Origin of the sequence: Clostridium chrysemydis (assembly GCF_015234215.1) — a bacterium.
GTDB classification, from domain to species: domain Bacteria; phylum Bacillota; class Clostridia; order Clostridiales; family Clostridiaceae; genus Clostridium; species Clostridium chrysemydis.
Map to the genome: position 1 here is coordinate 110584 of NZ_JADEKP010000002.1, position 26260 is coordinate 136843.

The 26260-nt window shown below is 29.0% G+C and carries 25 protein-coding genes; 17 read left to right on the plus strand and 8 right to left on the minus strand.

The genetic code is table 11. The features are described 5' to 3' along the window. Positions 1–28 precede the first annotated feature (28 nt). The 5 genes from INR60_RS08445 to INR60_RS08465 all read left to right on the plus strand — a co-directional run bounded on the left by INR60_RS08445 (position 29) and on the right by INR60_RS08465 (position 3200). On the plus strand, positions 29–1225 hold the full coding sequence (locus tag INR60_RS08445) for a nucleotidyltransferase domain-containing protein (RefSeq protein WP_194191079.1): 1197 nt from the start codon (positions 29–31) through the stop codon (positions 1223–1225). Between the two features lie 57 nt (positions 1226–1282). Beyond that, positions 1283–1498, plus strand: a complete 216-nt coding sequence (locus INR60_RS08450) for a hypothetical protein (protein ID WP_194191080.1) — start codon at positions 1283–1285, stop codon at positions 1496–1498. A 91-nt stretch (positions 1499–1589) separates the two neighbouring features. Next, positions 1590–2465: a phosphoenolpyruvate carboxykinase (ATP) gene (locus INR60_RS08455; protein WP_194191081.1), complete on the plus strand. Its 876-nt coding sequence runs from the start codon at positions 1590–1592 to the stop codon at positions 2463–2465. Between the two features lie 35 nt (positions 2466–2500). After that, positions 2501–2761, plus strand: coding sequence for a lasso peptide biosynthesis PqqD family chaperone (locus INR60_RS08460; protein ID WP_194191082.1), 261 nt, complete (start codon positions 2501–2503; stop codon positions 2759–2761). Beyond that, complete coding sequence (locus INR60_RS08465) at positions 2739–3200, plus strand: lasso peptide biosynthesis B2 protein (RefSeq protein WP_238480423.1); 462 nt, start codon at positions 2739–2741, stop codon at positions 3198–3200. The genes INR60_RS08460 and INR60_RS08465 overlap by 23 nt, the downstream gene beginning before the upstream one ends. A 40-nt stretch (positions 3201–3240) precedes the next feature. On the opposite strand, the gene brnQ is transcribed toward INR60_RS08465, so the two are convergent. Next, a complete protein-coding gene (gene brnQ, locus INR60_RS08470) occupies positions 3241–4485 on the minus strand; it encodes a branched-chain amino acid transport system II carrier protein (protein WP_194191083.1) in 1245 nt (414 codons plus the stop codon). Between the two features lie 305 nt (positions 4486–4790). On the opposite strand from brnQ, the gene galU reads away from it, so the two are divergent. Beyond that, positions 4791–5669 (plus strand): UTP--glucose-1-phosphate uridylyltransferase GalU, encoded by an 879-nt coding sequence (gene galU, locus INR60_RS08475; RefSeq protein WP_194191084.1) that lies wholly within the window; start codon positions 4791–4793, stop codon positions 5667–5669. 40 nt (positions 5670–5709) lie between these two features. On the opposite strand, the gene INR60_RS08480 is transcribed toward galU, so the two are convergent. Beyond that, the gene (locus INR60_RS08480) at positions 5710–7338 is read right to left on the minus strand and encodes an EAL domain-containing protein (protein ID WP_194191085.1); all 1629 of its coding nucleotides are present in this window, start codon (positions 7336–7338) and stop codon (positions 5710–5712) included. Positions 7339–7853: 515 nt separating this feature from the next. Between INR60_RS08480 and INR60_RS08485 the strand changes: the two genes are divergently transcribed. The 5 genes from INR60_RS08485 to INR60_RS08505 are packed head-to-tail and all read left to right on the plus strand — an operon-like array spanning position 7854 to position 13390. Continuing rightward, positions 7854–9497 carry a peptide ABC transporter substrate-binding protein gene (locus INR60_RS08485; protein ID WP_194191086.1) on the plus strand — a complete coding sequence of 548 codons (1644 nt, stop codon included), beginning with the start codon at positions 7854–7856 and terminating at the stop codon, positions 9495–9497. A 12-nt stretch (positions 9498–9509) separates the two neighbouring features. Continuing rightward, positions 9510–10454, plus strand: a complete 945-nt coding sequence (locus tag INR60_RS08490) for an ABC transporter permease (protein ID WP_194191087.1) — start codon at positions 9510–9512, stop codon at positions 10452–10454. A gap of 11 nt (positions 10455–10465) precedes the next feature. Continuing rightward, complete coding sequence (locus INR60_RS08495) at positions 10466–11380, plus strand: ABC transporter permease (RefSeq protein WP_194191088.1); 915 nt, start codon at positions 10466–10468, stop codon at positions 11378–11380. Positions 11381–11401: 21 nt separating this feature from the next. Beyond that, positions 11402–12412: an ABC transporter ATP-binding protein gene (locus INR60_RS08500; RefSeq protein WP_194191089.1), complete on the plus strand. Its 1011-nt coding sequence runs from the start codon at positions 11402–11404 to the stop codon at positions 12410–12412. Positions 12413–12415: 3 nt separating this feature from the next. Beyond that, positions 12416–13390 (plus strand): ABC transporter ATP-binding protein, encoded by a 975-nt coding sequence (locus INR60_RS08505; protein ID WP_194191090.1) that lies wholly within the window; start codon positions 12416–12418, stop codon positions 13388–13390. A 1139-nt stretch (positions 13391–14529) separates the two neighbouring features. Here the strand turns inward: INR60_RS08505 and INR60_RS08510 are convergent. From INR60_RS08510 to INR60_RS08530, 5 genes are all read right to left on the minus strand, one after another. Further along, complete coding sequence (locus tag INR60_RS08510; RefSeq protein WP_338015014.1) at positions 14530–15711, minus strand: MFS transporter; 1182 nt, start codon at positions 15709–15711, stop codon at positions 14530–14532. Beyond that, complete coding sequence (locus INR60_RS08515; RefSeq protein ID WP_194191092.1) at positions 15699–15893, minus strand: hypothetical protein; 195 nt, start codon at positions 15891–15893, stop codon at positions 15699–15701. The genes INR60_RS08510 and INR60_RS08515 overlap by 13 nt, the downstream gene beginning before the upstream one ends. A 204-nt stretch (positions 15894–16097) precedes the next feature. Continuing rightward, positions 16098–17102: a tryptophan--tRNA ligase gene (trpS, locus tag INR60_RS08520; RefSeq protein WP_194191093.1), complete on the minus strand. Its 1005-nt coding sequence runs from the start codon at positions 17100–17102 to the stop codon at positions 16098–16100. 157 nt (positions 17103–17259) lie between these two features. Then, positions 17260–17415 (minus strand): zinc-ribbon domain-containing protein, encoded by a 156-nt coding sequence (locus tag INR60_RS08525; RefSeq protein ID WP_194191094.1) that lies wholly within the window; start codon positions 17413–17415, stop codon positions 17260–17262. 183 nt (positions 17416–17598) lie between these two features. Next, on the minus strand, positions 17599–18672 hold the full coding sequence (locus tag INR60_RS08530; RefSeq protein ID WP_194191095.1) for an endospore germination permease: 1074 nt from the start codon (positions 18670–18672) through the stop codon (positions 17599–17601). 121 nt (positions 18673–18793) lie between these two features. Between INR60_RS08530 and INR60_RS08535 the strand changes: the two genes are divergently transcribed. From INR60_RS08535 to INR60_RS08550, 4 genes are all read left to right on the plus strand, one after another. Beyond that, a complete protein-coding gene (locus INR60_RS08535; RefSeq protein ID WP_194191096.1) occupies positions 18794–20218 on the plus strand; it encodes a spore germination protein in 1425 nt (474 codons plus the stop codon). Further along, the gene (locus INR60_RS08540; protein ID WP_194191097.1) at positions 20199–21320 is read left to right on the plus strand and encodes a Ger(x)C family spore germination protein; all 1122 of its coding nucleotides are present in this window, start codon (positions 20199–20201) and stop codon (positions 21318–21320) included. Before INR60_RS08535 ends, INR60_RS08540 begins: the two co-directional genes overlap by 20 nt. A 78-nt stretch (positions 21321–21398) precedes the next feature. After that, positions 21399–22475 (plus strand): sensor domain-containing diguanylate cyclase, encoded by a 1077-nt coding sequence (locus INR60_RS08545; RefSeq protein ID WP_194191098.1) that lies wholly within the window; start codon positions 21399–21401, stop codon positions 22473–22475. Between the two features lie 76 nt (positions 22476–22551). Beyond that, the gene (locus INR60_RS08550) at positions 22552–22959 is read left to right on the plus strand and encodes a hypothetical protein (protein WP_194191099.1); all 408 of its coding nucleotides are present in this window, start codon (positions 22552–22554) and stop codon (positions 22957–22959) included. Positions 22960–23099: 140 nt separating this feature from the next. On the opposite strand, the gene INR60_RS08555 is transcribed toward INR60_RS08550, so the two are convergent. Then, positions 23100–23717, minus strand: a complete 618-nt coding sequence (locus INR60_RS08555) for a GntR family transcriptional regulator (protein ID WP_194191100.1) — start codon at positions 23715–23717, stop codon at positions 23100–23102. Between the two features lie 98 nt (positions 23718–23815). Here INR60_RS08555 and INR60_RS08560 point away from each other — a divergent pair, with 98 nt between their 5' ends. Beyond that, positions 23816–25936, plus strand: coding sequence for a flagellar hook-length control protein FliK (locus INR60_RS08560; protein ID WP_194191101.1), 2121 nt, complete (start codon positions 23816–23818; stop codon positions 25934–25936). Between the two features lie 57 nt (positions 25937–25993). Continuing rightward, positions 25994–26257 carry an EscU/YscU/HrcU family type III secretion system export apparatus switch protein gene (locus INR60_RS08565; protein ID WP_194191102.1) on the plus strand — a complete coding sequence of 88 codons (264 nt, stop codon included), beginning with the start codon at positions 25994–25996 and terminating at the stop codon, positions 26255–26257. The last annotated feature ends 3 nt before the right edge of the window (positions 26258–26260 follow it).

A 26260-nucleotide genomic window follows, 5' to 3' on the forward strand; every position in this document is an offset into this window, starting at 1 on the left:
CTATATATTTTACTTTTAAGGGGGAAATATGAAAAGAGAAGAGTATGAGGTTTTAAATATTATAAAATGCTTTAAAATAAAAAAAAATTATAATATATCAGATGACTTACTAATAGATAAAGTAATAAGGGTTCTTGAAAATCAAAAACTTATGGATACAGTTTATAAAACTATTAAGTATAGTGAATCGTGGATTTTAGAAAATAGTGATAGGCATAAATTATTAAAATTGAAAGCTATGAATACTGCAATAACAAATTCAGAAAAGTTTAATGAATTATCTAGAATATTAAAAATATTTAATGATTTTAATATAGAAGTAATAGTTTTAAAAGGTATTGTTATAAGGAAACTATATAGAAATCCTGATCTTAGAACTATGAATGATTTTGATATATTAGTTAAAGAAAATGATATAGAAAAGAGTAAAGAAATATTAAAATCGTTTAATTATAAAGAGGATATAAAAGAAAATGATATACATTATGTTTTTAGAAAAAATAGTGAATGTGCAATAGAACTTCATTTTAAATTAGTTAATGAAAATTTCTTTAGGGGAAATACAGAATTTCAGGATGAGGTTTGGGATAAAAAAATTATAGAATATATAAATGGTGAAAAATGCTATGCATTATCAGTAGAACATAGTATTTTACATTTATTTATACATAAAGCAGTGCATATGGTTTATGGAGGAATTGGATTAAGGCAATTATTAGATTTGGTCTTAATTTTAGAGGAACATAGCGAAGTGATAAATTGGAGTGTTTTGGAATTTGAACTAAAAAGAGCTGGGTTAGATAAGTTTAGTAAAGTAACATTAGCTGTGTGTAATAAGTATTTAGATTATAAACTTCCATTAAAAATAGATGATAGATTTTTTGATACTGCCCTTTTAGAAAATTATATGGAAGAAATATTTAAAAAAGGAATGGAATTTAATTCACAAAAAAACAGAAAAATAGAAGTATATTTAGCTTATAGAAAAGGTGAGTCTTTAAATAGAAATATAATTAGTTTTATATTTCCTAAAGTTGAAGAAATGGGAGAAAAGTATAAGTACGCTTCAAAAAGCAAAATTTTAATTCCTTTAGCGTGGATTCATAGGTTGATTTTAGGATCAATTATTAATAAGAACTCATTAAAATATAAAAAAGAATTTTTAATAAAAACATTAAAAAATGCTAATAAAAAAAATAAGTTATTTACAAAATTAGAGTTATAAAATCAATCATTTTAAATATATATATTACAGTAATCAATTTATAGGAGTTAGAATTATATGAAAAAGAAATGGACAAAGCCAGAAATAAGTGAGTTAAGTGCTAAAGAAACTTTAGCACCAAGACATCATCCTACAGCTTGGGATTGTTATAATTGTGTCCCAAAAGAAACTACAGCATCAGAAGGTATAGATGGTAAATTTGTATGTGATAGGTGTGGCACGAAAGAGGGAGATGGATTAGTTTGGGTCGGAGATGGAAATCACGCATCTTAAATTAACTGAGTATAATTATTTATAAGTAAACAATTCATTAGAGGGCTTAAATAGTCCTCTAATATAATTTTATAAAGTTTGGAGAATAGGAATGGAATTTTTTTATAAATTATATGGGCTTAATATAAAATCAGAAATTAAAATTAAACAGTTAATAGAAATTAATAGATGTGATTATTATGATGTGGTTATCAAAAGGGGTCACGTTTTTGGTGATGATTTAGCTAAACCTGTTTGGATAATTATTAATAAAGAAGAAGCGAGATTTATTAATAATAACGCAGGAAGATTTAGAGTATCAAAGGGAGAAGAAATAGTAATTGATGAGTTTGACAATATAAATAAAGTTAATTTAAATGCGATAATACTTGGAACTTGTTTTGGTATATTGCTTAAACAAAGGGGAACTATTGCAATACATGGTGGTGGAATTAATTTAGATGGAAAGGGAGTTATAATTTCAGGAGAGTGTGGTGCTGGAAAATCAACATTACTTAATAGATTTAGAGAAATGGGATATAAATTTTTAAGTGATGATGTTTGCGTTGCAGAAAATGGATCTATAAAACCTTCATTTCCACAACAGAAATTATGTAAGGACGCTATGAAAAAATTTTCTTATGATATAGAAAATTATGAAAAAATTGATGAAGAAAGAGAAAAGTATGCATTACAGTTCAGGGAAGATTTTTATTTTAATGAGATAAAGTTCGATACTCTGATAGAATTAGAGTTATCAGATAAAAAAGAAGTTGCAATTTATGAAGTTAAGGGTCTAGAAAAATTACATGTTTTGATAAGGAATATATATAGGGTACGATTATTTACTGAGGAGATGTTTAATAGCAATTATTTTAAAGAATGTTTGAAGATAGCTGAGAAAATAAAAGTATATAGATTAAGAAGACCTAAGGGTATATTTACTGTAAATAAGCAAATAGAACTTATAAAAAGTAAAATTTTTTAGAATAGATTTTATATTTATTTAAGGAGGTATATAAAATGTTATATATTCAAAATAAAGATATAGACAGTTCAGATTTAAATGGAGAAAAGGTAATGATGAACCTTAATTTAGGAATGTATTTTGGGCTTAATGAGGTTGGAAGCAGGATTTGGGAGATAATTAAAGATAAAAAGACACAAGATGAAATAGTAGAACTGCTTGTAGAAGAGTATAATGTTGAGTTAGATATATGTAAATCTGAGGTTCAATATTTTTTAGATAGGTTAGAGGAAAATGAACTTATTACGGTTTGTTAGATTAGTTAAAAAGTTTACTTTACTTGGACCGAGTAAGTGGAAGCTATATATAAAAATAATTTTTATGACTTTTATTAATAGGAGAAAAGTTTTAAAGAAAGAATTTAAAACTGTAGTTACAGAATTAGGAAATTTAAATAAAGAGAGTACGAGAATTGTAGAAGAAGAAAAGTATATTGTAATAAATACAATATCAAAAGCTGTTTTGAGAGTGAGTAATAATACACCTTGGGTAACAAATTGTATGGTTCAAGCAATCACAGCAAAAAAGCTTTTAAATAATCAAAATATTGACTCTACAATTTATTTAGGTGTCACAAAGGAAGAAAATGAACTAAAAGCACATGCTTGGCTCAGGTGTGGAGAGGTATTTGTAACAGGTGGAAACGGTGCTGGGTTTGCTATTGTTAATTATTTTTCAGGGATAAGTAAAAAATAACCCCATTAAGTATTATTATAAATACTTAATGGGGTTTTATTTAATCTTTAAAAATTACGTTTCCTATTATTATAGCAATGACAGTTGGGATAAGCCAAGCGAATCCAACACTTGCTAAAGGAATAAAACTTAAATTTATGCTAGGGATAATTCCAAGTATTCCAAACACTAAAGAAGTATATACCCCAAGTCTTATAGCTTTTACGTTAGTTAATACTTTATCTAAAAGAGTAGTTAGTATTAAAGTTATAGCTACAGGGTAAAGTACGTTTAGTATAGGGCCTGAAATCCCTATTATGTTATCTACTCCAAGTCTTCCTATAAATACGCTTATGATTGCTATAACTACAGCGTTAATTTTGTATGGAAGTTTTCCTTTACTAACTTCTTCAAAGAATGCAGCTCCTGCTGTTAAAAGTCCAACAGAAGTAGTAAGACAAGCTAGTCCCATTGCTATTCCGATTAGCGTAGGGCCGAAAGTCCCTAAAAGGTTCTTTGATATAAGAAGTAATAATGCAGTTTTTGAGATGTCGTGTCCTATAGCACCTGCTGATTGTGCTCCTATATAAGTTAAACCACCGTATACAAAAGCTAGTCCTATAGCTGCAACTAAGCTTGCTTTTATAGTCATAGGGAACATCTTTTCTTTTCCGTAGCCTTTGTTTATAATATTTCCGCTAACTATAGCTGCAAAAAGTAATGCTGCAAGTGCGTCCATAGTTTGGTATCCTTCAAGGAATGATGTTGAGAAAACGCTAGTTGCATCAGTAGAAACTATAGCTGCAGTAGGGTTGATTATTCCTCTTATAATAAGGAAAGCTAGTATTACAAATAATGCTGGAGTAAGGTATTTACCTATAGCGTCTATAATTCCTGATTTACTAAATACAAAAACTAGATTTATAGCAAAATATATAATCATCCAAGTTAAAGGAGCTACGTTTGGGAAAAGTGGACTTATAGTAAGTTCGTAAGTTGTAGCTGCTGTTCTTGGAATCCCAAGCATAGGGCCTATAGCTATAAAAAGTAAAGTTGCAAAGATAATTGCAAACTTTGGTCCGATTTTTGAAGCCATAGTTTCAAAAGTTCCATCACCTTTAGTACAAGCGATTATTGCAAGTAGAGGTAAACCTACACCAGTTAGGATAAATCCTACCATAGCTATTAAATATTGATCTCCTACTAAATTACCAAGGTAGGGAGGGAATATTAAGTTACCAGCGCCGAAGAACATTGCAAAAAGTGCAAAGCCAACTACTAGAAAATCTTTAGTACTTTTTTTCATTTTTAAAACCTTCTTTCAAATTCTGTCGTATCGATTGTATTATAAATTTTTAAATAAATTTCAATCATTTTTAATATATCAGTAATAATACCATTCAATTTTACACAAATCAACAATTAATACCTTTTATTTATAAAAAATATTAAATTAATAATATAAAGGGGGTTTAAATTTCAAATAGATAAAATAAAAGTTATTGTTGAATCTAAGTAAACGTTATATAAAAAATATGGAGTTATGAGTAATTTTATATGAAATATGGTATAATACTTATTACCTAATTAAAATACACAGGGGGTATAGAAATGAAAGTTAAAAAGGCGATAATACCAGCAGCTGGACTTGGAACTAGATTCCTTCCTGCAACAAAAGCACAGCCTAAAGAAATGCTTCCTATAGTTGACAAACCAACTATCCAATACATTATTGAAGAAGCTATCGCATCAGGAATTGAAGAAATTCTTATAATTACAGGAAGAAACAAAAAATGTATAGAGGACCACTTCGATAAATCTATCGAATTAGAGATGGAACTTGAAAAGTCAGGTAAAACTGAACTTTTAGAAATAGTTAGAGATATATCAGATATGGTCGATATTCACTACATAAGACAAAAACAACCTAAAGGTTTAGGTCACGCTATCCATTGTGCAAAGACTTTCGTTGGAAACGAGCCATTTGCAGTTCTTTTAGGAGACGATATAGTAGATTCAGAAAAACCTTGTTTAAGACAACTTATGGACTGCTATGATGAATACAAAACTTCAGTTTTAGGAGTTCAAACTGTTCCTGAAGATCAAGTATCTAAATACGGAATAGTTGATGGAATTCACATAGAAGACAGAGTTTACAAAGTAAAAGGTTTAGTTGAAAAACCTGCTGTTGAAGAATCTCCAAGTAACGTAGCTATCTTAGGAAGATATATAATAACTCCAAAGATATTTGAAATATTAGAAAATACTGCACCTGGAAAAGGTGGAGAAATCCAACTTACAGACGCGCTTCAAACTTTAATATCTCAAGAAGCTATGTACGCTTATAACTTCGAAGGTAGAAGATACGATGTTGGAGATAAGATGGGATTTATGGAAGCTACTATAGAATTCGGTCTTAAAAAAGAAGGATTAAGAGATAAACTTTTAGAGTATATAGAAAACAAAGAATACGAAAAAGTTCTTAAATAATAAAAAGCTGCCACTTAAATTTAAGTGACAGCTTTAATTTTTATTTTTTAGAATCTACCTCAAACATAGCTAGAGATTCTAAAGGCAAAGGCTTTGAGTAATAATAACCTTGGATAAATATTTTTTTATAATCTATATTTTTAATAAAAGTTTTTTGCTTTAAGTCTTCAATACCTTCACAGACTATAGACTTCTTTGAAATCTCAGATACATCACAAATAAAGTTTAAAATCTTTTGCTTTAAAATAGATTCTGTTATATCATCCATAAAATATTTATCAAGTTTTACTATATTAGAATCTATTGAAGTTAAAAGATTAAGGTTTGAATAATCTACTCCAAAATCATCTAAAGCTATTATATAACCAGCTTCTTTTAATTTTAATATAGATTCTTGTATCTTTTCTATATCTGTAGTTTTGAATTTCTCTATAATCTCAAGACAGATAGTATTTTTAATAAATCTATGTTCCTTGCTTATTTCTATAAGTCTTTTTACAAATTCTTCGTTTTCTATTTCTATAAATGATATGTTTACTGATATATAAAATTTCTTTTCTTCAAAACTTTTAAAGGTTTTAATTATGTTATAGTTATGGATTGCATTATTAACTAGCCAAATAGAAAGTTCAAAAATCATATTATATTTTTCAAAATCCTTTATAAAAAGGTTTGGTGTTAATATTTTATCTTCTGATATCTTTCTAAGTAAAGATTCTATTCCTATTATTTTATTAGTTTTAGGATTTATTATTGGTTGATAAAAAGCAATATATTTTTTATTAAGTAAATCTTCAGATATTTGCTTTCTATTTTTTTTATATTTTCTCTTAGCTTTTAGTTTTTTAAGGAAAATATAGTTTATAAATATAAGAACTAATATAAAAAGTGTAATTATAACTATATTTTTTCTAACTGTTTTTATAAAATATTTATTAAAATATTTATTATATAAATTAACTTGGGATTCATTTTTTAAAAGCACAGTATCTATTTTTTCTATTAGAGCTTCATCCTTTTTAGGAGCTGCTATATAAACAGGGCCACAAGAGAATTTATAAAAACTATTAAATTTTTCTTTTTCTAAATCGCTAAATATAGTAGATACTATAAAATCTACTTTCTTATCTCTTAAAGCCGTATCAGTTTGTTTATAAGAATTACAATATACTAAATCCACTGGTATATTCTTTTCTTTTAGTATTTTTAGGAGATACTCATTATTAGCCTCCCCTGGAATATAACCAAACTTTAATCCCTTTAAACTTTGTAGAGTATTTGATTTTATATCTTTATTTGTATAAACCGCATAATCTTCGTTTGCAATATAATGATTAGTAAAGGCGTAGTATTTTTCACGCTCAGGGGTTTTATTTAATCCAAATAATAAATCAATATCACCGTTTTTTAAATCTTTTAAACCATCATCAATAGGCACATTTACATATTCATAATTCATATCTAATTCTTTTGCTATATGTTTAAGTAGTTCATCATAATATCCTGTTTGATTCTTATTTTTATCATAATAATAATAAGAACCATATTCATAAAAACCTACTTTTACGATTTTGTTATCATCCTCAGCGTTACAGATTACTGGAGTTAGTAAAAGTAAGATTATTGATAAGAATACTATCTTATAAAATCTGTATAAATTCTGCTTCATAAAATACCCCCTCATATAGATACAATTATACTAACAAAAAATACCTAATAATGAAAAAGTAATTAAAATTAACATTTATTAAACAAATTATTTTTAAATAAAATAGATAAAATACCTCTATGGGGTTCAAAATCTAAACAAAATTTGTTTACAATTAGTTCATCAAAAAGTAAAAAAAAGTAAAAACATGAGAATATGCCTTTGTGGAAAAAATGTAAAATATAGGTTTGAAGGAGAAGTGTTGCATATGCAACTAATTAAAAATATTCTTTCATAAATTATATTTAAAATAAAGGCTAAAGCTAGTTAAATACACAAAACTAGCTTTTTTTTATTTCCCGAAATTTTAGAAAAATGAATGAAAAAAATCACGAACGATGTCTAAGTTTTCATTTCATAAACATATGTATTTTTCTCAAAAACAAAGAAGGAGATTTGTACTGGAAAATTTGCAGAATGTAAATAATTTTTTTACCCAAAATTTGATAGAATTATAAAAAAGGGGGAGTTAAGAAATGAAACTTAAAAAAATAGCATCTTTCTTTTTGATTGGAACTATATCAGTTCTAACATTTACAGGATGCGGTGATTCAAAACAAGACTTATCAAAAAAAGACAGTTTAGTAATGACAACAGGAGCAGTTAGAACTTTAGATTCCGTTAAAGCTTCTGATAGTGAATCTTTTAATATGATTCAAAACACGCAAGAGACTCTACTTGTTTACAACCATGATAAGCCTTATCCAGGGGCAGCTAAGAGTTTTGATGTAAGTAAGGATGGGTTAACATATACTTTCCACTTAAGAGATGGTCTTAAATGGAGTGACGGAAAACCTCTAACTTCAGAGGATTTTAAGTATTCATGGATGAGATTATTAAATCCTGATGTTGGGGCAAGTTATGCATTCTTCTTATTCCCTGTAGTAAATGCGGAAAAATATTACACAGGAAAAGGAAATGCAAAGGATGTTGGTATAAGCACACCAGATAAAAACACTCTTGTTGTTAAATTAGAACACAGAGTTCCATATTTTGATCAGGTAGTAGCTTTCTCAGCGTTATCTCCTCAAAGAGAGGATATAGTTAAAAAGTTTGGAGAAGAGTACGGAACTAAACCTGAAAAATTAGTTTATAGTGGTCCTTATGTTGTTAAGGAATGGAAAAAGGGAGCTAAGGTTGAATTACAACAGAATCCAAACTATTGGAATGCTAATGAAATTAAAGTTCCAACTATAAGATTAATGGAAATAAAAGAATTTAATACTAAGTATCAAATGTTTGCAAATGATCAACTAGACGTAATAGAAGGCGGTACTGGTGATTACATAAATAAACTTAAAGAAGGAGAAAAAGAAGGAAAGTGGAAGATTGATTATTCTGCTATGCCTAGTATCTTCTTTACAAAATATAACGTAAAAAGTGAAAATAAAGCTTTAGCAAACTCTAAAGTAAGACTAGCACTTTCTTTAGCAGTAGATAGAAAAGGCTTTACAGATATGATTATAAAAACTTGTATACCAGCTTATGGATTCGTTCCACCTGGAATACTTGAAGGTGACTTAGATTACAGAAAAGAAGTAAAAGAGCCTTTAAAAGAAATCAAATTTAAAGACCCTAAAGATTTATTAATAGAAGGATTAAAAGAAGAAGGTTTAGATCAAGACCCTTCAAAATATACTTTTAAATACTTACTTCAAGGAAGTACAGCGGGAACTAAAACTCAAGCTGAATTTATGAAAGATGTTTGGGAAAAGAAATTAGGAATTCATGTAGAAATAGTTCCTACAGCAGATTTCTCAGATTATCTTCAAAAAGAAAATAACGGAGAATATGATTTAGCTTTTTCAGGCTGGTCAGGTGACTATAACTCTCCTTTAACTTTCTTAGATTTATTTATGAAAGGTAACGGAAGTAATACTGGAGGATACAACAACGAAAAAGTTAATGATCTTCTTAAAAAGTTAGATAACGAAGGAGATCCAAAGAAAAGAATTGAGATCTCTAAACAAATCGAACTAGAAGAGATAGTTAAAGACCCAGCAATGGCACCAATTTATTATCAAGATATGAATTCTTTCCAAAAGAATTACGTAGAAGGATTACAGTTTACAAAGTTTGGTGGAAGATACCAATTACGATGGGTAAGTATTAAAAAGTAAGGGGAGAAGAATATGGTTAAGTATCTTTTAAAAAGATTAGGATTAATGATAATAACTTTATTTGTAGTAGTAACTGCAACATTCTTCTTAATGAGTAGCATGCCAGGGAATCCTGTGCGTGCTCAAGCTAAGAAGCTTCCAGAGGAGGTTGCAAAACAAATGGAGATTAAATACGGACTTGATAAACCTATAAGTGAAAGATATGTTATATATCTTAAAAACTTAGTTAAAGGTGACTTTGGAGATTCTTTTGTAACTCCAGGAACTACAGTAGTTGATAAAGTTCACGATAACTTACCTGCATCAGCTACATTAGGTTTATTATCAGTAGGTTTTGGACTTTTAGTAGGTGTAACTTTAGGAATAATTGCAGCTTATAGGAGGGGAAGCAAGATAGACTTTGTGGTAATGTTTATAGCGATACTTGGAGTATCTATCCCAAGTTTCGTTTTAGCAACCCTTCTTCAAACGACTTTAGGAGGAGTAGGAGGCTTACCTATTGCAGGTTGGTATGACAGTTCCACTCCGTTTTTAGAAAGAATAAGGTTTGTTATACTTCCAAATCTAGCTTTAAGTTTTGGAGGAATAGCAACATACGCAAGATATATGAGGGCATCTGTTTTAGATGTAGTAGGACAAGATTATATTTTAACTGCACAAGCAAAGGGGCTATCATCTTTTAAAATATCAATCAGACATATTTTAAGAAATGCAATACTACCAATAATCACTATAGTAGGACCACAACTTGCTGTTATTATAACAGGAACTGTTGTAATTGAAAGGATATTTGCAATACCAGGGCTTGGTAACGCACTTATAGATGCGATATATACTAAAGACTACAACATAATTATGGGTCTTACAGTATTCTTCTCAGGGCTTTATATACTTTCAATATTAATAGTAGATATTTTATATAGTGTTATTGATCCACGTATTAAGCTTGAAGGTTAGGGGGAAAGGCTATGGAATTAAATAGAGATAAATTTAAGATAGTTGGAATAGATAAATCTAAGTCAGAATCAATCGAGAGGCCGAATCTAACTTATTGGCAAGATGCTTGGATGAGACTTAAGAAAAACAAGGTTGCTATGTTTTCACTTGTACTATTAGTATTAATAGTATTAATGTGTGCAATTCAGCCGCTTATAGCTGGAGATAGTTATAAGATTCAAAATATTTATAATATGAACCAAGGACCATCAAGTGAACATATCTTTGGTACAGATGCTTTAGGAAGAGATATTTTCGATAGACTTTGGGTTGGTGGTAGAGTTTCACTTATCATAGCATTTGTTGGTACTGTAGTAGAATGTGTTTTTGGAACTATTTACGGTGGTATTAGTGGATACTTCGGTGGAAAAGTTGATAATATCATGATGAGAATTGTGGAAATCTTAAATAGTATTCCATACTTAATAGTTGTTATATTAATTTCTGTAAGACTTGGAAATGGTATAGTTCCACTTTTAATAGCGCTAGTATTAACAGGGTGGACTGGTATAGCTAGGATGGTTCGTGGTCAAGTTATGCAGCTTAAAGAATCAGAATACGTTATGGCTGCTAAAACTTTAGGTGCAAGTCCTATGAGAATAATATTTAAACATATGCTTCCTAACACTTTAGGAATAATAATAGTTTATATTACTTTTGATATACCAAGTTATATATTTGCTGAAGCTTTCTTAAGCTTTATAGGATTAGGAATCCAACCACCTCAAACTAGTTGGGGTGCTATGGCGTCAGAAGGTCAACAGATGATGTTATTTTATCCATACCAAGTAATATTCCCAGCACTTGCGATTGCACTTACAATGCTTGCATTTAACCTTTTTGGTGACGGACTTAGGGATGCACTTGACCCTAAATTAAGAAAATAGTGAAATGGAGGAGTTTAAGATATGAAGAAATTGTTAGAAGTTAAAAATTTAAAAGTATCATTTCACACTTATGCAGGGGAAGTAAAAGCTGTGAGAGGTATAAGTTTTGATTTAGAAGAAGGAGAAACTTTGGCTATAGTTGGAGAGTCTGGTTCAGGGAAAAGTATTACAGCTAAATCAATAATGAAGTTATTACCTAAAGATATATCAGATATAAAAGAAGAATCAGAAATAGATTTTAATGGAACAAACGTATTAAAACTAAGTGATAAAGAACTTCAAAAAGTAAGGGGTAAGGAAATAGGGATGATATTTCAAGACCCTATGACTTCTCTAAACCCTACTATGAAAATCGGAAAACAAATAGAAGAGGTTTTAAAAATCCATAGAGGATTAAATAAACTAGAGAGCAAAGAAGAAATTATAAGATTACTTAAACTAGTTAATATACCAAACCCCGAGAAGAGATTAAACCAATATCCTTTCGAATTTTCAGGTGGTATGAGACAAAGAATGATGATTGCTATGGCACTTGCTTGTAGACCAAAGGTTTTAATAGCAGACGAACCTACAACAGCATTAGACGTTACTATACAAGCTCAAATTATGGACCTTATAGATAAACTAAAGGTTCAAATGGGAACAGCAGTAATTCTTATAACTCACGATTTAGGAGTTGTATTTGAACATGCAGATAAGATTCAAGTTATGTATGCTGGAGTTATAGTTGAAAGAGGTACAGTAAAAGATATCTTTAAAAATGCTAAACACCCTTATACTTGGGCACTTTTAAAATCAATGCCTACTTTAGACACAGAGCATAAGGGAGAACTTTATTCAATAAGTGGTACACCACCAGATCTTTTAAATCCTCCTACAGGATGCCCATTTGCAGCAAGATGCGAATACGCTATGGAGGTTTGTAAAGAACAAAGACCAGAGGAAACAGTAATATCTGATACTCACAAAGTAGACTGTTGGCTTATGCATGAATATGCGCCTAAAGTTAAGTCACCTTTAGAGGAGGTTTAGGTTATGGAAAATAAAGATGTTTTAAATAAAGAAGTTTTATTAGAAGTAAAGAATTTAAAAAAATATTTTAATGTTGGAAAAGGGAAAACATTAAAAGCTGTAGATGATGTAAGTTTTGTAATAAATAAAGGTGAAACTTTAGGATTAGTTGGAGAATCAGGTTGCGGAAAAACTACTTGTGGAAGAACTGTAATGGGATTATACGAAGCTACAGGCGGAGAAGTCCTTTTAGAAGGAAAAGATATTTCAAAACTATCAAATAAAGAAAAGCGTGAATACTCAAAAACAGTTCAAATGATATTCCAAGACCCGTATGCTTCTTTAGACCCTCGTATGACAGTTGGGGATATAATAGCAGAAGGAATGGATATACATAACATGTATAGTGGGGATAAGAGAGTTAAAAAGATATATGAGCTTTTAGAAACAGTTGGTTTAAATAAAGAGCATATCTCAAGATTCCCTCACGAGTTTTCAGGGGGACAAAGACAAAGAATAGGAATAGCTAGAGCACTTGCAGTTAAACCAAAGTTTATAGTGTGCGATGAGCCGATTTCAGCACTAGATGTATCAATCCAAGCTCAAGTTATTAACCTATTAATAGAACTCCAAAGAAAACACAATTTAACTTATCTTTTTATAGCCCACGATTTATCTATGGTAAGACACATATCAGATAAGATAGGTGTTATGTACTTAGGAAAGCTTATGGAAATTGGGGAAAGTAATGAGATTTATAAAAATCCAGCTCACCCTTATACTCAAGCTTTAATGTCTTCAATCCCAGTTATGGATGAAGATGAACTAGAACACAAAAATAGGATAGTTTTAGAAGGTGAAATAACAAGCCCAATAAATCCTAAAGAAGGTTGTATGTTTGCAAGTAGATGCAAATACGCTGAAGATGTGTGCCGAAAGGTTACTCCAAAATTAAGAGAATTAGATAAAGGTCATTTTATAGCATGCCACATAAAATAAATTAAATTTTAATATAAATCAATGTAAGAGAAACTCCTTTTAGGAGTTTCTTTTTTTGCATTTAGGCGAGGGTGGTACAAGCTCTGACGAAATCATGATTAAATTCTGATTGAATTTAGACTGAATTGAGATAGAACTATGATAAAACTGAGTGTAGAAGCCTTAGTGATATGAAAGTACAAGACTTAGTGATATGAAAGTACAAGCCTTTTAGGGCGTTAGTAGTAATACATAGTTTGAAATATTTTAAGTTAACTATAGGAATGTTATATTCTAGTGTTGGTAGATCTAATAGAGTAGATATTATAGCTTAAAAAGGTATTTAAAATATATAAAACTAGTTTGTAATTGCGTTTATTAATTTAGTACAAATTAGTGAGATTTAGTATAAAACTTAGATAAACATATATATGATGTAGAAATTTTGGGGGAATGTAGAAAAGGGGAGGACAAGCCTTTGGTAGAGTATAGTAAGAAAGATAAAAAAATTAACTATAGGAATGTTATATTCTAGTGTTGGTAATTGCCTTTGGTGGATTAAATAGAAGTATAGAATAGACTTGTTTGTATTAAATTTCAATATAGAAGATTTAATGTTTAAGGACAAGCTATATTTGAGATCAAAAACATTTATCAAAAGTTAACTATAAGAATGTTATGGAAAATTGTTGGTATTTCAAAATGCAGGTAAAATTTAATTTAAAGTACTTAAAATTTCAGAGTATAGTAGATGATATAACTTAAAAGATTTTTAATAGAATTAATAAAGCAGTTTAGTATATTTAGAAGTAATTTATAGATTTTATATATGTTTTTCAATCATTGGTATATATTTTAAGTGGGGAAGTGTACAAGCTTTTTGGTTAGAATAAAAAACCAACACAGTAGCATAACATTCAATTAGGTTTTTATAATTTTTTTATTTATAACATATATAACTAAAGGGTAAAATATTTTAAGAAATAAATTTCTAGGCTAAAAAGAATAAAATAAATAGTTAAAAGCCTCTGATTAAAGTTAAATCAGAGGCTTGTAGAATTTTGCTGCTTCTTTAAATTTTAAATGACAAATCTAAAAAAGCAGTTTTATATTAAAGGTAGATATAAAGGAAATTTATTAAAAATAATTTTAAATTATTTTTAAGCGTGTGCTTGTCCGTCTGATGATCCTTCAAGTGCTATATCAGAATTAGCCTCTTCGTTATCATCTTCTGGTAGTCTATTATATTTTTTCATGTAGATAACTAATAACATTACGCAAGCGATTGTATATATTATAGCTGTTATATAGTAAGCTTTTCCATAACCATTAGTTAAATTAAATATAAACCTTTCTCCAATTAGCCCAGCTACTACTTGGGCTAACCCTTGTGCAACATAGATTACTGCGTTGTATGCTGGACGCGCTTCTTTATTTACAAATTCCATAGGTAATGATTGTTGTACAGGTGAGGCTGCATTCATAAATCCAGAACGGAAGAATAAGCCTAAACCTACTGCCATTATCATATGTGTTCCAAAGGCAGCACCATTAGCTATTATAAGCATAAATGGTATTGATACTAGTGATAACCCTCCTAAAGCACCAACTCTACCAAGTTTTTTAACTATCCAAGGCGATGCCATCATAAAGATTACCATAGCAAAATATTGATATGATATAAGAGCTGATGTTGTAGCCCTATCAATACCCATCCTACTTAGGAAAACTGAAAAATATGGAGTTATAAGTGAAGCACCAAATCTTATTAAGAATGAAAATACTATAAAGAAAAGTATGTATTTAGTTAAAAATGGTTTCCAATTAATTTTTTCTTTCTTTTTACTAGCATTTACATTCCTATAATCAGCTGGAATTTCTTTTATAAAAATAAGTGGAATTAAACATAATACCGCAACTACTGTGTAAATTAAAAGTGCATCTCTATGTGCACCAACATAAGCATTTAACTGTAATGAATTAAACTTATCTACACTTTCTGTTAAAGTTTTTGCACTGTCATAGCTAACATGGAGCCTATCTGCAAATCTTAAAGCTATAAGTTTACCTCCAGACCATGTACCTATAACCATACCAACAACGTTTGTCCACATAGTAGTTGAAAATACCTTATCCCTATCTTTTTCTGTTGTATAACAAGTTAAATAGGGAGATAAAATAGCATCAAACATACAAACACCTATCATAACTATAGAAGCTGATATTGCAATTATTAAAGGTGATGTAAATTTTACTAAAATAATAGTTCCTATAATATAAAATACTGGTGAACATATCAATGTCTTTTTGTAGCCGAATTTAGGTATTACTAAAAGAAGTATAGCACCCCGTAAAAGCCTATTCCCATAATTACAGACATACCTGCTGCAATTGTTTTAGTTGCTGGGTCAGCATCTAAAAAGGTAACCATAGTATCTAAGGTAACACCTCCTAAAACACCCATAAAAACATAAGAGATAATGAAAATTATACTGTTTATCTTAGATCTCCTATCTATATCCAAAAAGTATCACTCCTTTTATTAATTAAAGTTAAAATTAAGTCTTAATATAAGGATACTCTTCTCATAAATTGAAGTAAATTCTAAAAATGTAAACAAAGTAAACATTTACAATAAAAAGGGTGAATATTAGATTAATATAAAAAGAAACCCTCCTAGAAAAGGAGAGTTTCTTTCAAAATTTCATAGTGCATATTTAAAATAAAATTATCTTGGGATAAATCCTATTTTCTTTTGCATTTTGCGTAGGGTTTTAGTTGATACATAAGATGCTTTTTCTGCACCTTGTTTATAGATAGTTTCTAAAGCTTTTTTGTCGCTCATTAAAGCTTTAACTTTTTCTTGGATTGGCGATAATTCACCTATAATAGCATTTGCAGCATCTTCTTTAAGGTCTGCATATCCTTTGCCTTCGTAGTCTTTTACAAGGTCTAAAGGAGAAACTCCTTTTATAGCTGATATTATATCAAGAAGGTTTTTAACTCCAGGTTGTTCGTCAGTGTAGTTAATAACACCTAAACTATCTGTTACGGCTCTTGAAATTTTCTTTCTTATAACTTCTGGTGGGTCCATTATAAGAATAAATGAATTTACGTTATCGTCTGATTTAGACATTTTTTTAGTTGGCTCTTGAAGACTCATAACTTTAGCACCTATTTTTGGAGTGTACCCTTCAGGGATAGCAAAAGTAGGGCTGTAAGTGTTATTAAATCTTGTTGCTATATCACGTGCTAATTCTAAATGTTGAAGTTGGTCTTTGCCAACTGGAACTAGATTAGTTTGGTATAGCAAGATGTCTGCTGCCATAAGTACAGGATAAGTGAATAATCCAGCCCCTATAGAATCACCAGCTTTTTGAGATTTATCTTTGTATTGAGTCATTCTTGATAGTTCACCTACGTATGAGTTACAAGTTAAAAGCCAAGCAGCTTCTGAATGTGCTGGTACGTGTGATTGAATGAAGAATGTGTTCTTTTCAGGGTCTATACCAGATGCTATATATATTGAAAGCAGTTCAAGAGTTCTTCTTCTTAAATCTGCAGGTTTTTGACGTACAGTTATTGCGTGTAAATCAACAACACAGAAGTAGCAGTCATATTCTTCTTGCAAGTTTACCCAGTTTTTAAGGGCCCCTAAATAGTTTCCTAGAGTAAGCTCACCAGAAGGTTGCATGCCACTAAAGATTACTTTTTTTGAATCTGTGTTTTCCATTAAATTCAACTCCTTTTTAGTTATATAATATAAATTATAAAATCGTTATCTTATTATGTCAATTTGATGTAAAGTTATCAAATTTTCAAGGGTATTTTAAATAAGGATAAACAAAAACCCTAGCAAAATTGCTAGGGCACTAATAGAAAAGCTAAAATTATCTGTTGTTTCTTTCAGCTTTTCTTTTTCTTCTACAATCAAGACATCTAACTGGCTCGTTATCGAATCCTTTTTCTTTAAAGAATTCTTGCTCACCTACAGTGAATACGAATTCAGCTCCGCAGTCTTTACATACTAATTTCTTATCTTCCATTTTGAAATACCTCCTTAAAAACTAATAGGAAAATTAACTTTGATAATTTCTAAACCTTAGCTTTAAGGGGATAGTTATTATCTTAGAGAAATGTCCTATTTGATACACATATATTATATCATATTTTTAAAAAAAATGGTAATAATTTTTAAGTTAAAATTCTAGTTAAAGAGGCTAAAATAGTTAATTTTTTTTAGAGGACTTGAAGTAGTATATACTATAGGTCAAAAGTGGGATGACAAGCAGTGTTAAGAGCGCAAAGAGCTGGTAAAAATTAAGGATATAAAAGAGTCTATACTGCTTAGTTCCAACTAAATATGATATAACAAATACTAAAATAGAGAACACTATTGAAAATGTTTTCTTGCTGTTAATTTTATCTTTGTATAAATATATAATTGCTGTTGCGCAAAGAAGGTATTTTATAAACCAATTACACACAGTTCTAAATAGAAACATCAAGTTTCCAAACTCAATAAATCCATAAAGTTGAACTCTTTGAGATTGTATAAACTCTGGGTAAAAAATGTTAGTAGCTCTATTTGGACCAAATGTTGAAATTACTGAAAGAACACTACTAGAGCTAATTAAAATTATAAGAATAGAAGTGACGATTGAATACTTTAAAATTTTTCTATCATCTTTTAAAAGTTTAAGGTATGGCAAAAATATAAAAACACAAGAAAGCCCACCTAAAGAAAACAATAAAGTAATTAAAAAGTCGCTTAAAACTGTTTGACCAAGGATTGGCATTATGTAATCTATTTTTATGTATTCATAAAGAAATATAAATAGAAGAATATTATTTATAAATACTGCAATAACTATTAAAACTGTAATAGATAAAATACTCCTAAAAGATTTAGTTATAGCGTATCCAGCCGGTACTATAAAAAATAGTAAGCAGTACCAGTAGGGAGTTTCTAAAAATATGTTTGTGTGGATAGAGCTACTCTCAACTGAAGCTGTCTCAATACAAGTTATAAATAAACCAACTGCAAACAAAAAGCAAAGAATTTTGCTTAAAAATTTAGGATAAGTTTTATCTAATACCTCTTTAAAATTAAAGGAGTCAGTCTTTTTTGAAACATAAAGTACGAAAAACAAACAAAGGGAAATGATGACTCCAGCTAAAAGCACAGCTATCCAAGTATCTCTGCCCCCTAAATTTATAAAAAGAGAAGAGTAAGTTCTAAGGCTTATAGTAGAGATTGCAAAAATTATTATCATAAGGTGTTTAGTTGTGATTTTGTTCAAATTTCTCACTCCTTTTTAGAAAAAATTAAATACACAAAATTAGTATTTACATAAATGTGAATATTAAACATAGATAAAGGAATAATATTTTTATAGCAAATTAGAAATTGGAGGGAGAGTTATGGGCAAGTCATTAGATTATATAAAAAGAAGATTTTCAGATTGCTTTGATGTAAAGTATAGGGAAATTGAAGGTGTACTTGGAAAGACAACTTTAGTATTTATTGATAATCTTTGTAGTACTGAATTTATAAGTGATTACATAGTAAGTCCTATCAAAAATAGAGAATATCCTTGTAAAGATTTAGATGAACTTATAACTAATGTTTTAGAGATTAATCTAGCAAGTTACGTTAAAAATAAGAGAGACTTAGACGATGCTATGCTTCATATATTATCTGGGGATGTAGTTATATTTGTAGAAGGGTATGAAGATATAATCTATTGCGAAGCTAAGGGGTTTGTAAGAAGAGGAATTGGGATTCCTGAAACAGAAGCTGTCGTTAAGGGACCTAGAGAAGGGTTTAATGAGCTGTTTGTTGATAATATCTCATTAATCAGAAGGAAAATCAAAAATCCAGATTTAAAGTTTGAACCTATATACGTTGGAAATAAGAGTCAAACTGTAGTTTGTCTAGGGTATATAAAAGGGGTTGCAAAAGATGATCTTGTAAAAGAAGTAAAAGATATCGTTAAAAATTTAGATGCAGAGTTTTTATTAGATACAAATTATGTAGAAGATAAATTAAAGGGTTCACAGTCTGTTTTTGATACAGTAGGATACTCTGAAAAACCAGATGAAGTTGCATCTAAAATAATGGAGGGAAGAATAGCTATTTTAGTTGATGGAACTCCATTTGTTATAACAGTTCCATATTTCTTTTTAGAGAATTTTCAAGCACCTGATGATTATTACTTAAATAGAAAGTTTGCAAATTTCACTAGAATTTTAAGATGGATAGCTTTCTTTTTAGCAACATTTCTTCCTGCATTTTATGTTGCAGTTGTTACATATCACTTTGGACTTATTCCATCTTTATTTTTGTTTAGGCTTGCAGTATCTAGAGCTGGAATACCTCTTCCAACAATAATAGAGGTTTTAATTATGATGATAACTTTTCAGATTATTAAAGAAGCAGGACTCAGACTTCCTCAGCCTATAGGAAGTGCTATGAGTATTGTATCTGGACTTATTTTAGGAGAAGCCGCAGTTGGGGCTGGGATTGCATCTAGGATAACAGTTATAGTGGTTTCTTTAAGCATGATAAGCTACTTCTTAATTCCTAAACTATACAGTTCAGTTACCTTATCAGCATTAACCTTTGTTATAGTTAGTTCTTTGTTTGGGCTTCCGGGATTGTTTGTATCTATTATCATATTTTTTATGAACTTAGCTGACTTAGATAGTATGGGATATTCGTATCTTTTCCCTATAGGAAGCAAAGAAAACTATTCATTTAGAGATACTATTTTAAGAGGAAAGTTAGATAGGATCTCTAGAACTATAGTTAGGGAGGATGGAAAAAATGAAAAGGAAAATAAGTAAAGTTTTATTAATCGTATTTATATTACCTTTAATTATTTCAGGATGTTATAACTATAGAGAAATAAACTTAGTAACATTTACAACAAGCATAATTTTTGATATAGATGACGTAGGGAATGTTATAACTTATATGGATTGCGTAAGGCCCTACAGAAACGAAAACGAATCGTCAGATAGTGGTAAAAGAATTATTTATAAAGGAAAAGGAAAAACAGCATTAGAGGCTATAAGAGACTTAAATATGGCTGCTAGTTATAAAATAAATTTCTCTCAAAATAGAGCTTTGATTTTTACAGAAACTGCAGCAAGGCAAGGGATAGATAAATTTTTAAGTTTAATTAACAACGATCAAGAGTTTCAAGCAAAGCCTTATGCATTTGTTTATTTTGGAGATGTAGATGAACTTTTAAACATAACTGCAAGTGATGAAGAGTATCTTGGAGTATTTTTAAATGATTTAGTTCAAAAAAACAAAGTTAATTCTAGAACTATAGCAACAAACATTAGTGATTATTTAGCAGAAAGCCAAATAGGATCTGACTACGCCCTTTTAGGTGCTTTAGAACTTCGTGAAGATTTAGGGCAAAAGAGAGTTGAATTAAAGGGTGGAGTTCTTATGAAAAATAGCATTATGCTAGAAAAAATAGATGTGACAGAAGGGCTTAGTTATAATTTCCTTATGAATAATTTAAGTGCTGGAACTCTTGAGATTCCAAACCCTCAAATGAAAGAAGGGTTTATAACTTTAGAAATTTTAAACAATAAAACTAAAACAGATATAGAATACGATGGAAGCCGGGTTTTATTAACTAAAAAGATTAAAACTAGGGTTGTTTTAGCAGAAGAACAAGGAAGGTTTATATACAATAGAGAAGCTATAAAAAAATTAGAAGAGGAAGAAGAAAAAAGGCTTGCACTATACCTTCACTCATTCTTTGATAAATTCAATAAAAAGAATATCGATATCTTAGGAATAGAACATACCTTAGAAAAAAAATATCCAAAACTTATAGTTAATAATATGCTTTCAAAAATTGATTTAAAGATAGATGTGGACGTAAATATAGAAGGAAGTAATAGGGTGAAAAATAGCACTATATAAATTAGTAAACATTTGATAAATATCAAAATTAAGGTTATTATATACTCATAAACATTTATATTTGGTGTGGGGGAAATAATGGATAAATATAAAGAACGGTATGAGGAATTAAAGAAAGAGTACGAGGGATATCAAAAAGTTGTAGAAGACAATATGCAACAAATCAATACAAGAAACATTAAACTAGAAAAAGATATTGATGCATTAGTAAATATAGTAGAAATAAGTAAATACGTTAACTCGTATTTAAGTAGTAAAAATTTAGTCTCTATGATAAATGATATGATAGTCGGACTTTTAGGGGTATCTCATTCTACAATTCTTCTAGAAGAAAATGGTGAATTAAAGGTAAAAGCAACTAACATTAGAGATGGTGATATAGTTTTAAATGAAGAAGAAATATTTTACATAAAAAATAAAAAAGAATTTTTATTTAATTCAGATAAACCTTTAAGATCTTACGAGAAGTATGGAGTAGCAGTAAGGTCTATAATGGGAGTTCCTATCAAAATTAGAAGTAAATTTATAGGATACATAATAGTTGATAGCGCAATTAAAAATTCTTTAAATGAAGACCAAAAAGTATTTTTAACATCTATATCAAACCAAATAGCTATTTCTATTGAAAATGCAATGCTTTATAAAGAATTAAAAGATTTAACTAAAAGAGATCCTCTAATTGGGATTTACAACAGAAAGTACTTTTTTCAAAAGATAAGCGAATACGTAGAATTTAATGACAATCCTTATGCGGTTGTTATGATAGATTTAGATAATTTTAAAAAGTTTAATGATACTTACGGTCACCAATTTGGTGACGAAGTTTTAATTCAAACTAGCAAACTAATTTTAAGTAAATTAGATAAAAGAGCTATTCTTGCAAGGTATGGAGGAGAAGAATTAGCAATTTTTATAAAAGATATAAAGAGCACAGAAGAGATTTACGAAAAGGTTGAAGATATAAGAAAATCTATAGAAGAAAATATAATAGAAATGGATGAAGATAAAGCTAGTATTACAGCAAGCTTTGGAATAGGATTTTATCCAATCGACGGTAAAAATTTAACTAAAGTAATTAAAAAGGCAGATATACTTCTTTATAGAGCTAAATCATCTGGAAAAAACAAAGTTATAATTAGTGACTTTATTATTTAGATATGCAAACATTTGCATATCTTTTTTTGTTATGAATATAAATTAACTATAACTATAAATAAGGAGTGGTCCTAAGTTGATTCAAGTGTTTTGTGATGAGAGAGGTTCGGGAAAAACTAAAAGACTAATTGAACTTGCAAATAACGGGGTGATGAATTCAAAGGGGGAAGCTGTTTATATTGACTACAGCAAAAAGAATAGATCAAATATAGATACTAAAATAAGGTTTGTGTCGGCGTGTGATTTTAAGGTATCTAATTGTGAAGATTTCTATGGGCTATTGTGTGGCATTGTCTCTCAAAATTACGATATTGATAAAATATATGTTGATGAATTATTAGACATAGTTTCTTGTGACATAAGTGAAACACATAATCTTTTTGAGAGAATGAAATCTTTAAGTAGTAAATTTAATGTTAATATGTATGTAAATATCAACGCAGATTCAAAAACAGATGTTCCAAAATTTTTAAAATCATCATAAAATAAAACTATATAGATTTAATTTAATATAAAAATATAAGAAATAGAAGAAAGATAGAAAGAAAAAAAAAAGAGTAGAAAGAAAAAAGGGTAGAAGAAAAAATAGTAGGATACTAAAAATATAGTATCCTACTATTTTATTTAAGTAATATATTCTTTTACTTTATCTACTACATCATTATTGCAAACATAAACTAAAATATCATTTTGGATAATTTGAAAATTAGGTCCAGGAGATAAGAAAAGTTCTTCTTTTCTTTTAACTCCAACAATAGTAGCACCTGTTTTATGCCAGAAGTTAAGTTCACCTAGGGTTTTACCAATCATTAAACTGTTAGGTTCTACTAAACTTTCATATGGTATAATTAAGCCTACATTTCTAAGGCTAGTTGCAAAATCTATTAAGTTAGAAATTTTGTTTTCTAATTCTTCTTCTATTGATTTTTTTTCTTCTAATATATCGTAAATATCCTTTTTTATCATTGCAAATTCATTTTTTCTCTTAAAAGCTTTTAAAAATTCATTCGCATTTTCTTTACTTTGAATTCTAATTCCTGACTTTTCAAAAACATCTACTACGTTCATATCTTTAAGTAGTGCTAGAGAACGTCTTATAGTTTCTGGAGAAACATTATATATACTAACAAGTGTTGAGCGGCCAGATATTTTTTCGCCTTCTATAAAATCTCCATTCACTATCCTAGAAGCTATATCCATAGCAATTTTTAGATAGGTTGGAGTTTGGATTTTTTTTGCCATTTTAAAATCACTCCTATCAATCATTTATTTTAACATAAATCATTTTTTTTATATATAATTTTAAGTAAGTGTTTTAAGGATATACATAATACTCTTAAATGGCTATAAAAAAAAGTTTAATAAATACGATAATTAAAGAACAAGAAGACGATTTTGGAGGAATAATTATGCCAAGCATTTGGGGTGTTAATAACGGATATAACGTAGAGAATAAGAAAATTTCAAGTAAGATAACTTTTAAACTTGGAGAAAAATTCAAAGGTAAGATAACAGCAAAAGGTGAAGGGAATGAAGTTACCATTAAAACTTCGGACGGTTGGCAATTTAAAGCTGAAATAGATGGTAATGTAGATTTAGAAAACGGGAAAAATCTAAAATTTGAAGTAAGTGATTTTAAAGATGGAAAAGTTAAGCTTAAAGTAGTAAGTGAAGAAGCTAAATCTTCAGGTGATACGATAAAAGATAATCTAGAGGAGATAATAAAAAAAGAAGGATTATCAAAAGATGATGAAAAGCTTTTAAGAGAAATGATAAAAAGGGATATTCCACTTACTAAAGAGAATATAAAAAAGTTTAAATCAATTATTCAGTTTAGTGAAAAGCTAAATATTAACCCTAAAGAAGGAGAAGATTTTATTTTAAAGTATCTTCAAAGTAAGGGTATTGATTTAAAGAGTCCTGAAGGTCAAAAGATAAATGAAATGCTTAAAAACTTTTTTGGTTCTTTTAAAACTATGTCAAAGGAAGACATAATGATATTTCTAGAAAATAATATAGATTTAACTAAAGAAAATATAGATAGTTTTAATAAATTATTTAAAGAAGAAAGTGGAGTTAGCAATTTATTTAAAGAACTAGGCAAAAAACTTATAGAAAATTCTGATATATTAAAAAATATTTCCTTAAAAGAAGAGGGTGAACCAGGGAAAGAGAATATAAAAGGTGATGTTAACCCTAAAAATATTCAAACCCTTAATGAGAATGAAACTAATATAAAAGAAAATATGAATTCTTCAAAAAATGCTGAAAATATTAATAGTGCTTTATCTAAGGCATACGAAGGTTCTAGCAAGGTTAGCGTTTTAGAGATATTAAAAAATATTGTTTCAGAAAGTGGAAGCAAGGATTTAACTAATATAACTAAAGATATACTAAGTAACGAAATAAAATCTAATAATGGTATAGGTAACGCGGAGTTAAATAAAATACAAAATATATTATCTAGTATTAATGATGATGAATTTATAGAAGTATTAAAAAATAACCTAGGTGAAGATAAATCAGTTTATGACTTTACTAAAAGTGATTTAGAAAAATCTTTAAGCAACATCTTCAAAAGTGATATAAAGCTTACGGAACCTGGTTTTAGTGCTATTAAATCTGTGATAAATGAAAAGGTTGACTTAAGCAGTTTAATTACTGAAGAAAATAAGAATATATTATTAGATGATGGAAATAATACAGAAGCAGTAGGTAAAGAAATAAAAGACTTAAATAACTCAAATATTTTAGAAAAAGATACTAATTCCTTATTAAATTCTAATTCTAAAGGGGAGTCTACTATTTCAAAAGATATAAATTTAAAGAATTTAGAAAATGAAATTAAATCATTAGAGGATTTAATTTCACCAAAAGCGAAAGAAGAAATAAAAGAAGCACTTTTAAAAGGGATGCAGAGCAAGGATATAGTAAGGCTTGAAGCTGAGGCTAAAATTGATGTTATGAAAGATATAATAAATAAAACATTAAAAGGCTTAGATACAAGTGCAAGTGAAAAAGTTATGCAATTAATAAAAGAAAACATAAACGATTTTAAGGTATTTAATTCAATAAGTAACGAATACTATTATTTAGACCTTCCGATTCAAAGGGAGGAAAGGGAGTATCCGTGTAAGCTTATAATTAAAGACGATAGAAAAGATGGTAAAAAGATAGACAAAACAAACGTTAAGCTTGTAGTTAGTGTTAAAACTATAAACTTAGGTATGATAGATAGTTATCTTACAGTAAATAATAAAAATCTTAAAGTAGATTTAAAGTGTGAAAATAATTATGTAACTCTTTTAAAAACTGGTAGAGAAGCTTTAATAGAAGGGCTTAAAACTCTAGGATTTAATCCAAGTATAGACGTAAGTATGAGAGGAAAAGAAGTATCTTTAAGTGATTGTAGGGAATTTTTCGCAGATGATAATAACAGAGCACTTGATATAATGGTATAAAACTATATATAATTAAAGAAGTATTTAAGGCGAAAAATGATTTGGAGGTGTGTAAAAGTGTCACAAAGAAGAAAAGCAGCAGCACTAAAATATGAAATGAATATAGAAGCGCCAGTAGTAACAGCAGCTGGGATGGGACATATTGCAGATAAGATACTAGAAAATGCAAAAGATAATGATGTTCCTGTAGTTTATAATAAAGAACTAACAGACCTTTTATGCAACGTAGATGTAGGAGATAACATCCCTCCAGAACTATACGAAGCAGTTGCTCACGTAATTGCCTATGTTACAGATTTAGATAAAAGAATGGAAAGGTGATAA

Coding starts and splice junctions, on each gene's coding strand:
- INR60_RS08445 (WP_194191079.1), top strand. CDS start 29: ATGAAAAGAGAAGAGTATGAGGTTTTAAATATTATAAAATGCTTTAAA.
- INR60_RS08450 (WP_194191080.1), top strand. CDS start 1,283: ATGAAAAAGAAATGGACAAAGCCAGAAATAAGTGAGTTAAGTGCTAAA.
- INR60_RS08455 (WP_194191081.1), top strand. CDS start 1,590: ATGGAATTTTTTTATAAATTATATGGGCTTAATATAAAATCAGAAATT.
- INR60_RS08460 (WP_194191082.1), top strand. CDS start 2,501: ATGTTATATATTCAAAATAAAGATATAGACAGTTCAGATTTAAATGGA.
- INR60_RS08465 (WP_238480423.1), top strand. CDS start 2,739: ATGAACTTATTACGGTTTGTTAGATTAGTTAAAAAGTTTACTTTACTT.
- brnQ (WP_194191083.1), bottom strand. CDS start 4,485: ATGAAAAAAAGTACTAAAGATTTTCTAGTAGTTGGCTTTGCACTTTTT.
- galU (WP_194191084.1), top strand. CDS start 4,791: ATGAAAGTTAAAAAGGCGATAATACCAGCAGCTGGACTTGGAACTAGA.
- INR60_RS08480 (WP_194191085.1), bottom strand. CDS start 7,338: ATGAAGCAGAATTTATACAGATTTTATAAGATAGTATTCTTATCAATA.
- INR60_RS08485 (WP_194191086.1), top strand. CDS start 7,854: ATGAAACTTAAAAAAATAGCATCTTTCTTTTTGATTGGAACTATATCA.
- INR60_RS08490 (WP_194191087.1), top strand. CDS start 9,510: ATGGTTAAGTATCTTTTAAAAAGATTAGGATTAATGATAATAACTTTA.
- INR60_RS08495 (WP_194191088.1), top strand. CDS start 10,466: ATGGAATTAAATAGAGATAAATTTAAGATAGTTGGAATAGATAAATCT.
- INR60_RS08500 (WP_194191089.1), top strand. CDS start 11,402: ATGAAGAAATTGTTAGAAGTTAAAAATTTAAAAGTATCATTTCACACT.
- INR60_RS08505 (WP_194191090.1), top strand. CDS start 12,416: ATGGAAAATAAAGATGTTTTAAATAAAGAAGTTTTATTAGAAGTAAAG.
- trpS (WP_194191093.1), bottom strand. CDS start 17,102: ATGGAAAACACAGATTCAAAAAAAGTAATCTTTAGTGGCATGCAACCT.
- INR60_RS08525 (WP_194191094.1), bottom strand. CDS start 17,415: ATGGAAGATAAGAAATTAGTATGTAAAGACTGCGGAGCTGAATTCGTA.
- INR60_RS08535 (WP_194191096.1), top strand. CDS start 18,794: ATGGGCAAGTCATTAGATTATATAAAAAGAAGATTTTCAGATTGCTTT.
- INR60_RS08540 (WP_194191097.1), top strand. CDS start 20,199: ATGAAAAGGAAAATAAGTAAAGTTTTATTAATCGTATTTATATTACCT.
- INR60_RS08545 (WP_194191098.1), top strand. CDS start 21,399: ATGGATAAATATAAAGAACGGTATGAGGAATTAAAGAAAGAGTACGAG.
- INR60_RS08555 (WP_194191100.1), bottom strand. CDS start 23,717: ATGGCAAAAAAAATCCAAACTCCAACCTATCTAAAAATTGCTATGGAT.
- INR60_RS08560 (WP_194191101.1), top strand. CDS start 23,816: ATGGCTATAAAAAAAAGTTTAATAAATACGATAATTAAAGAACAAGAA.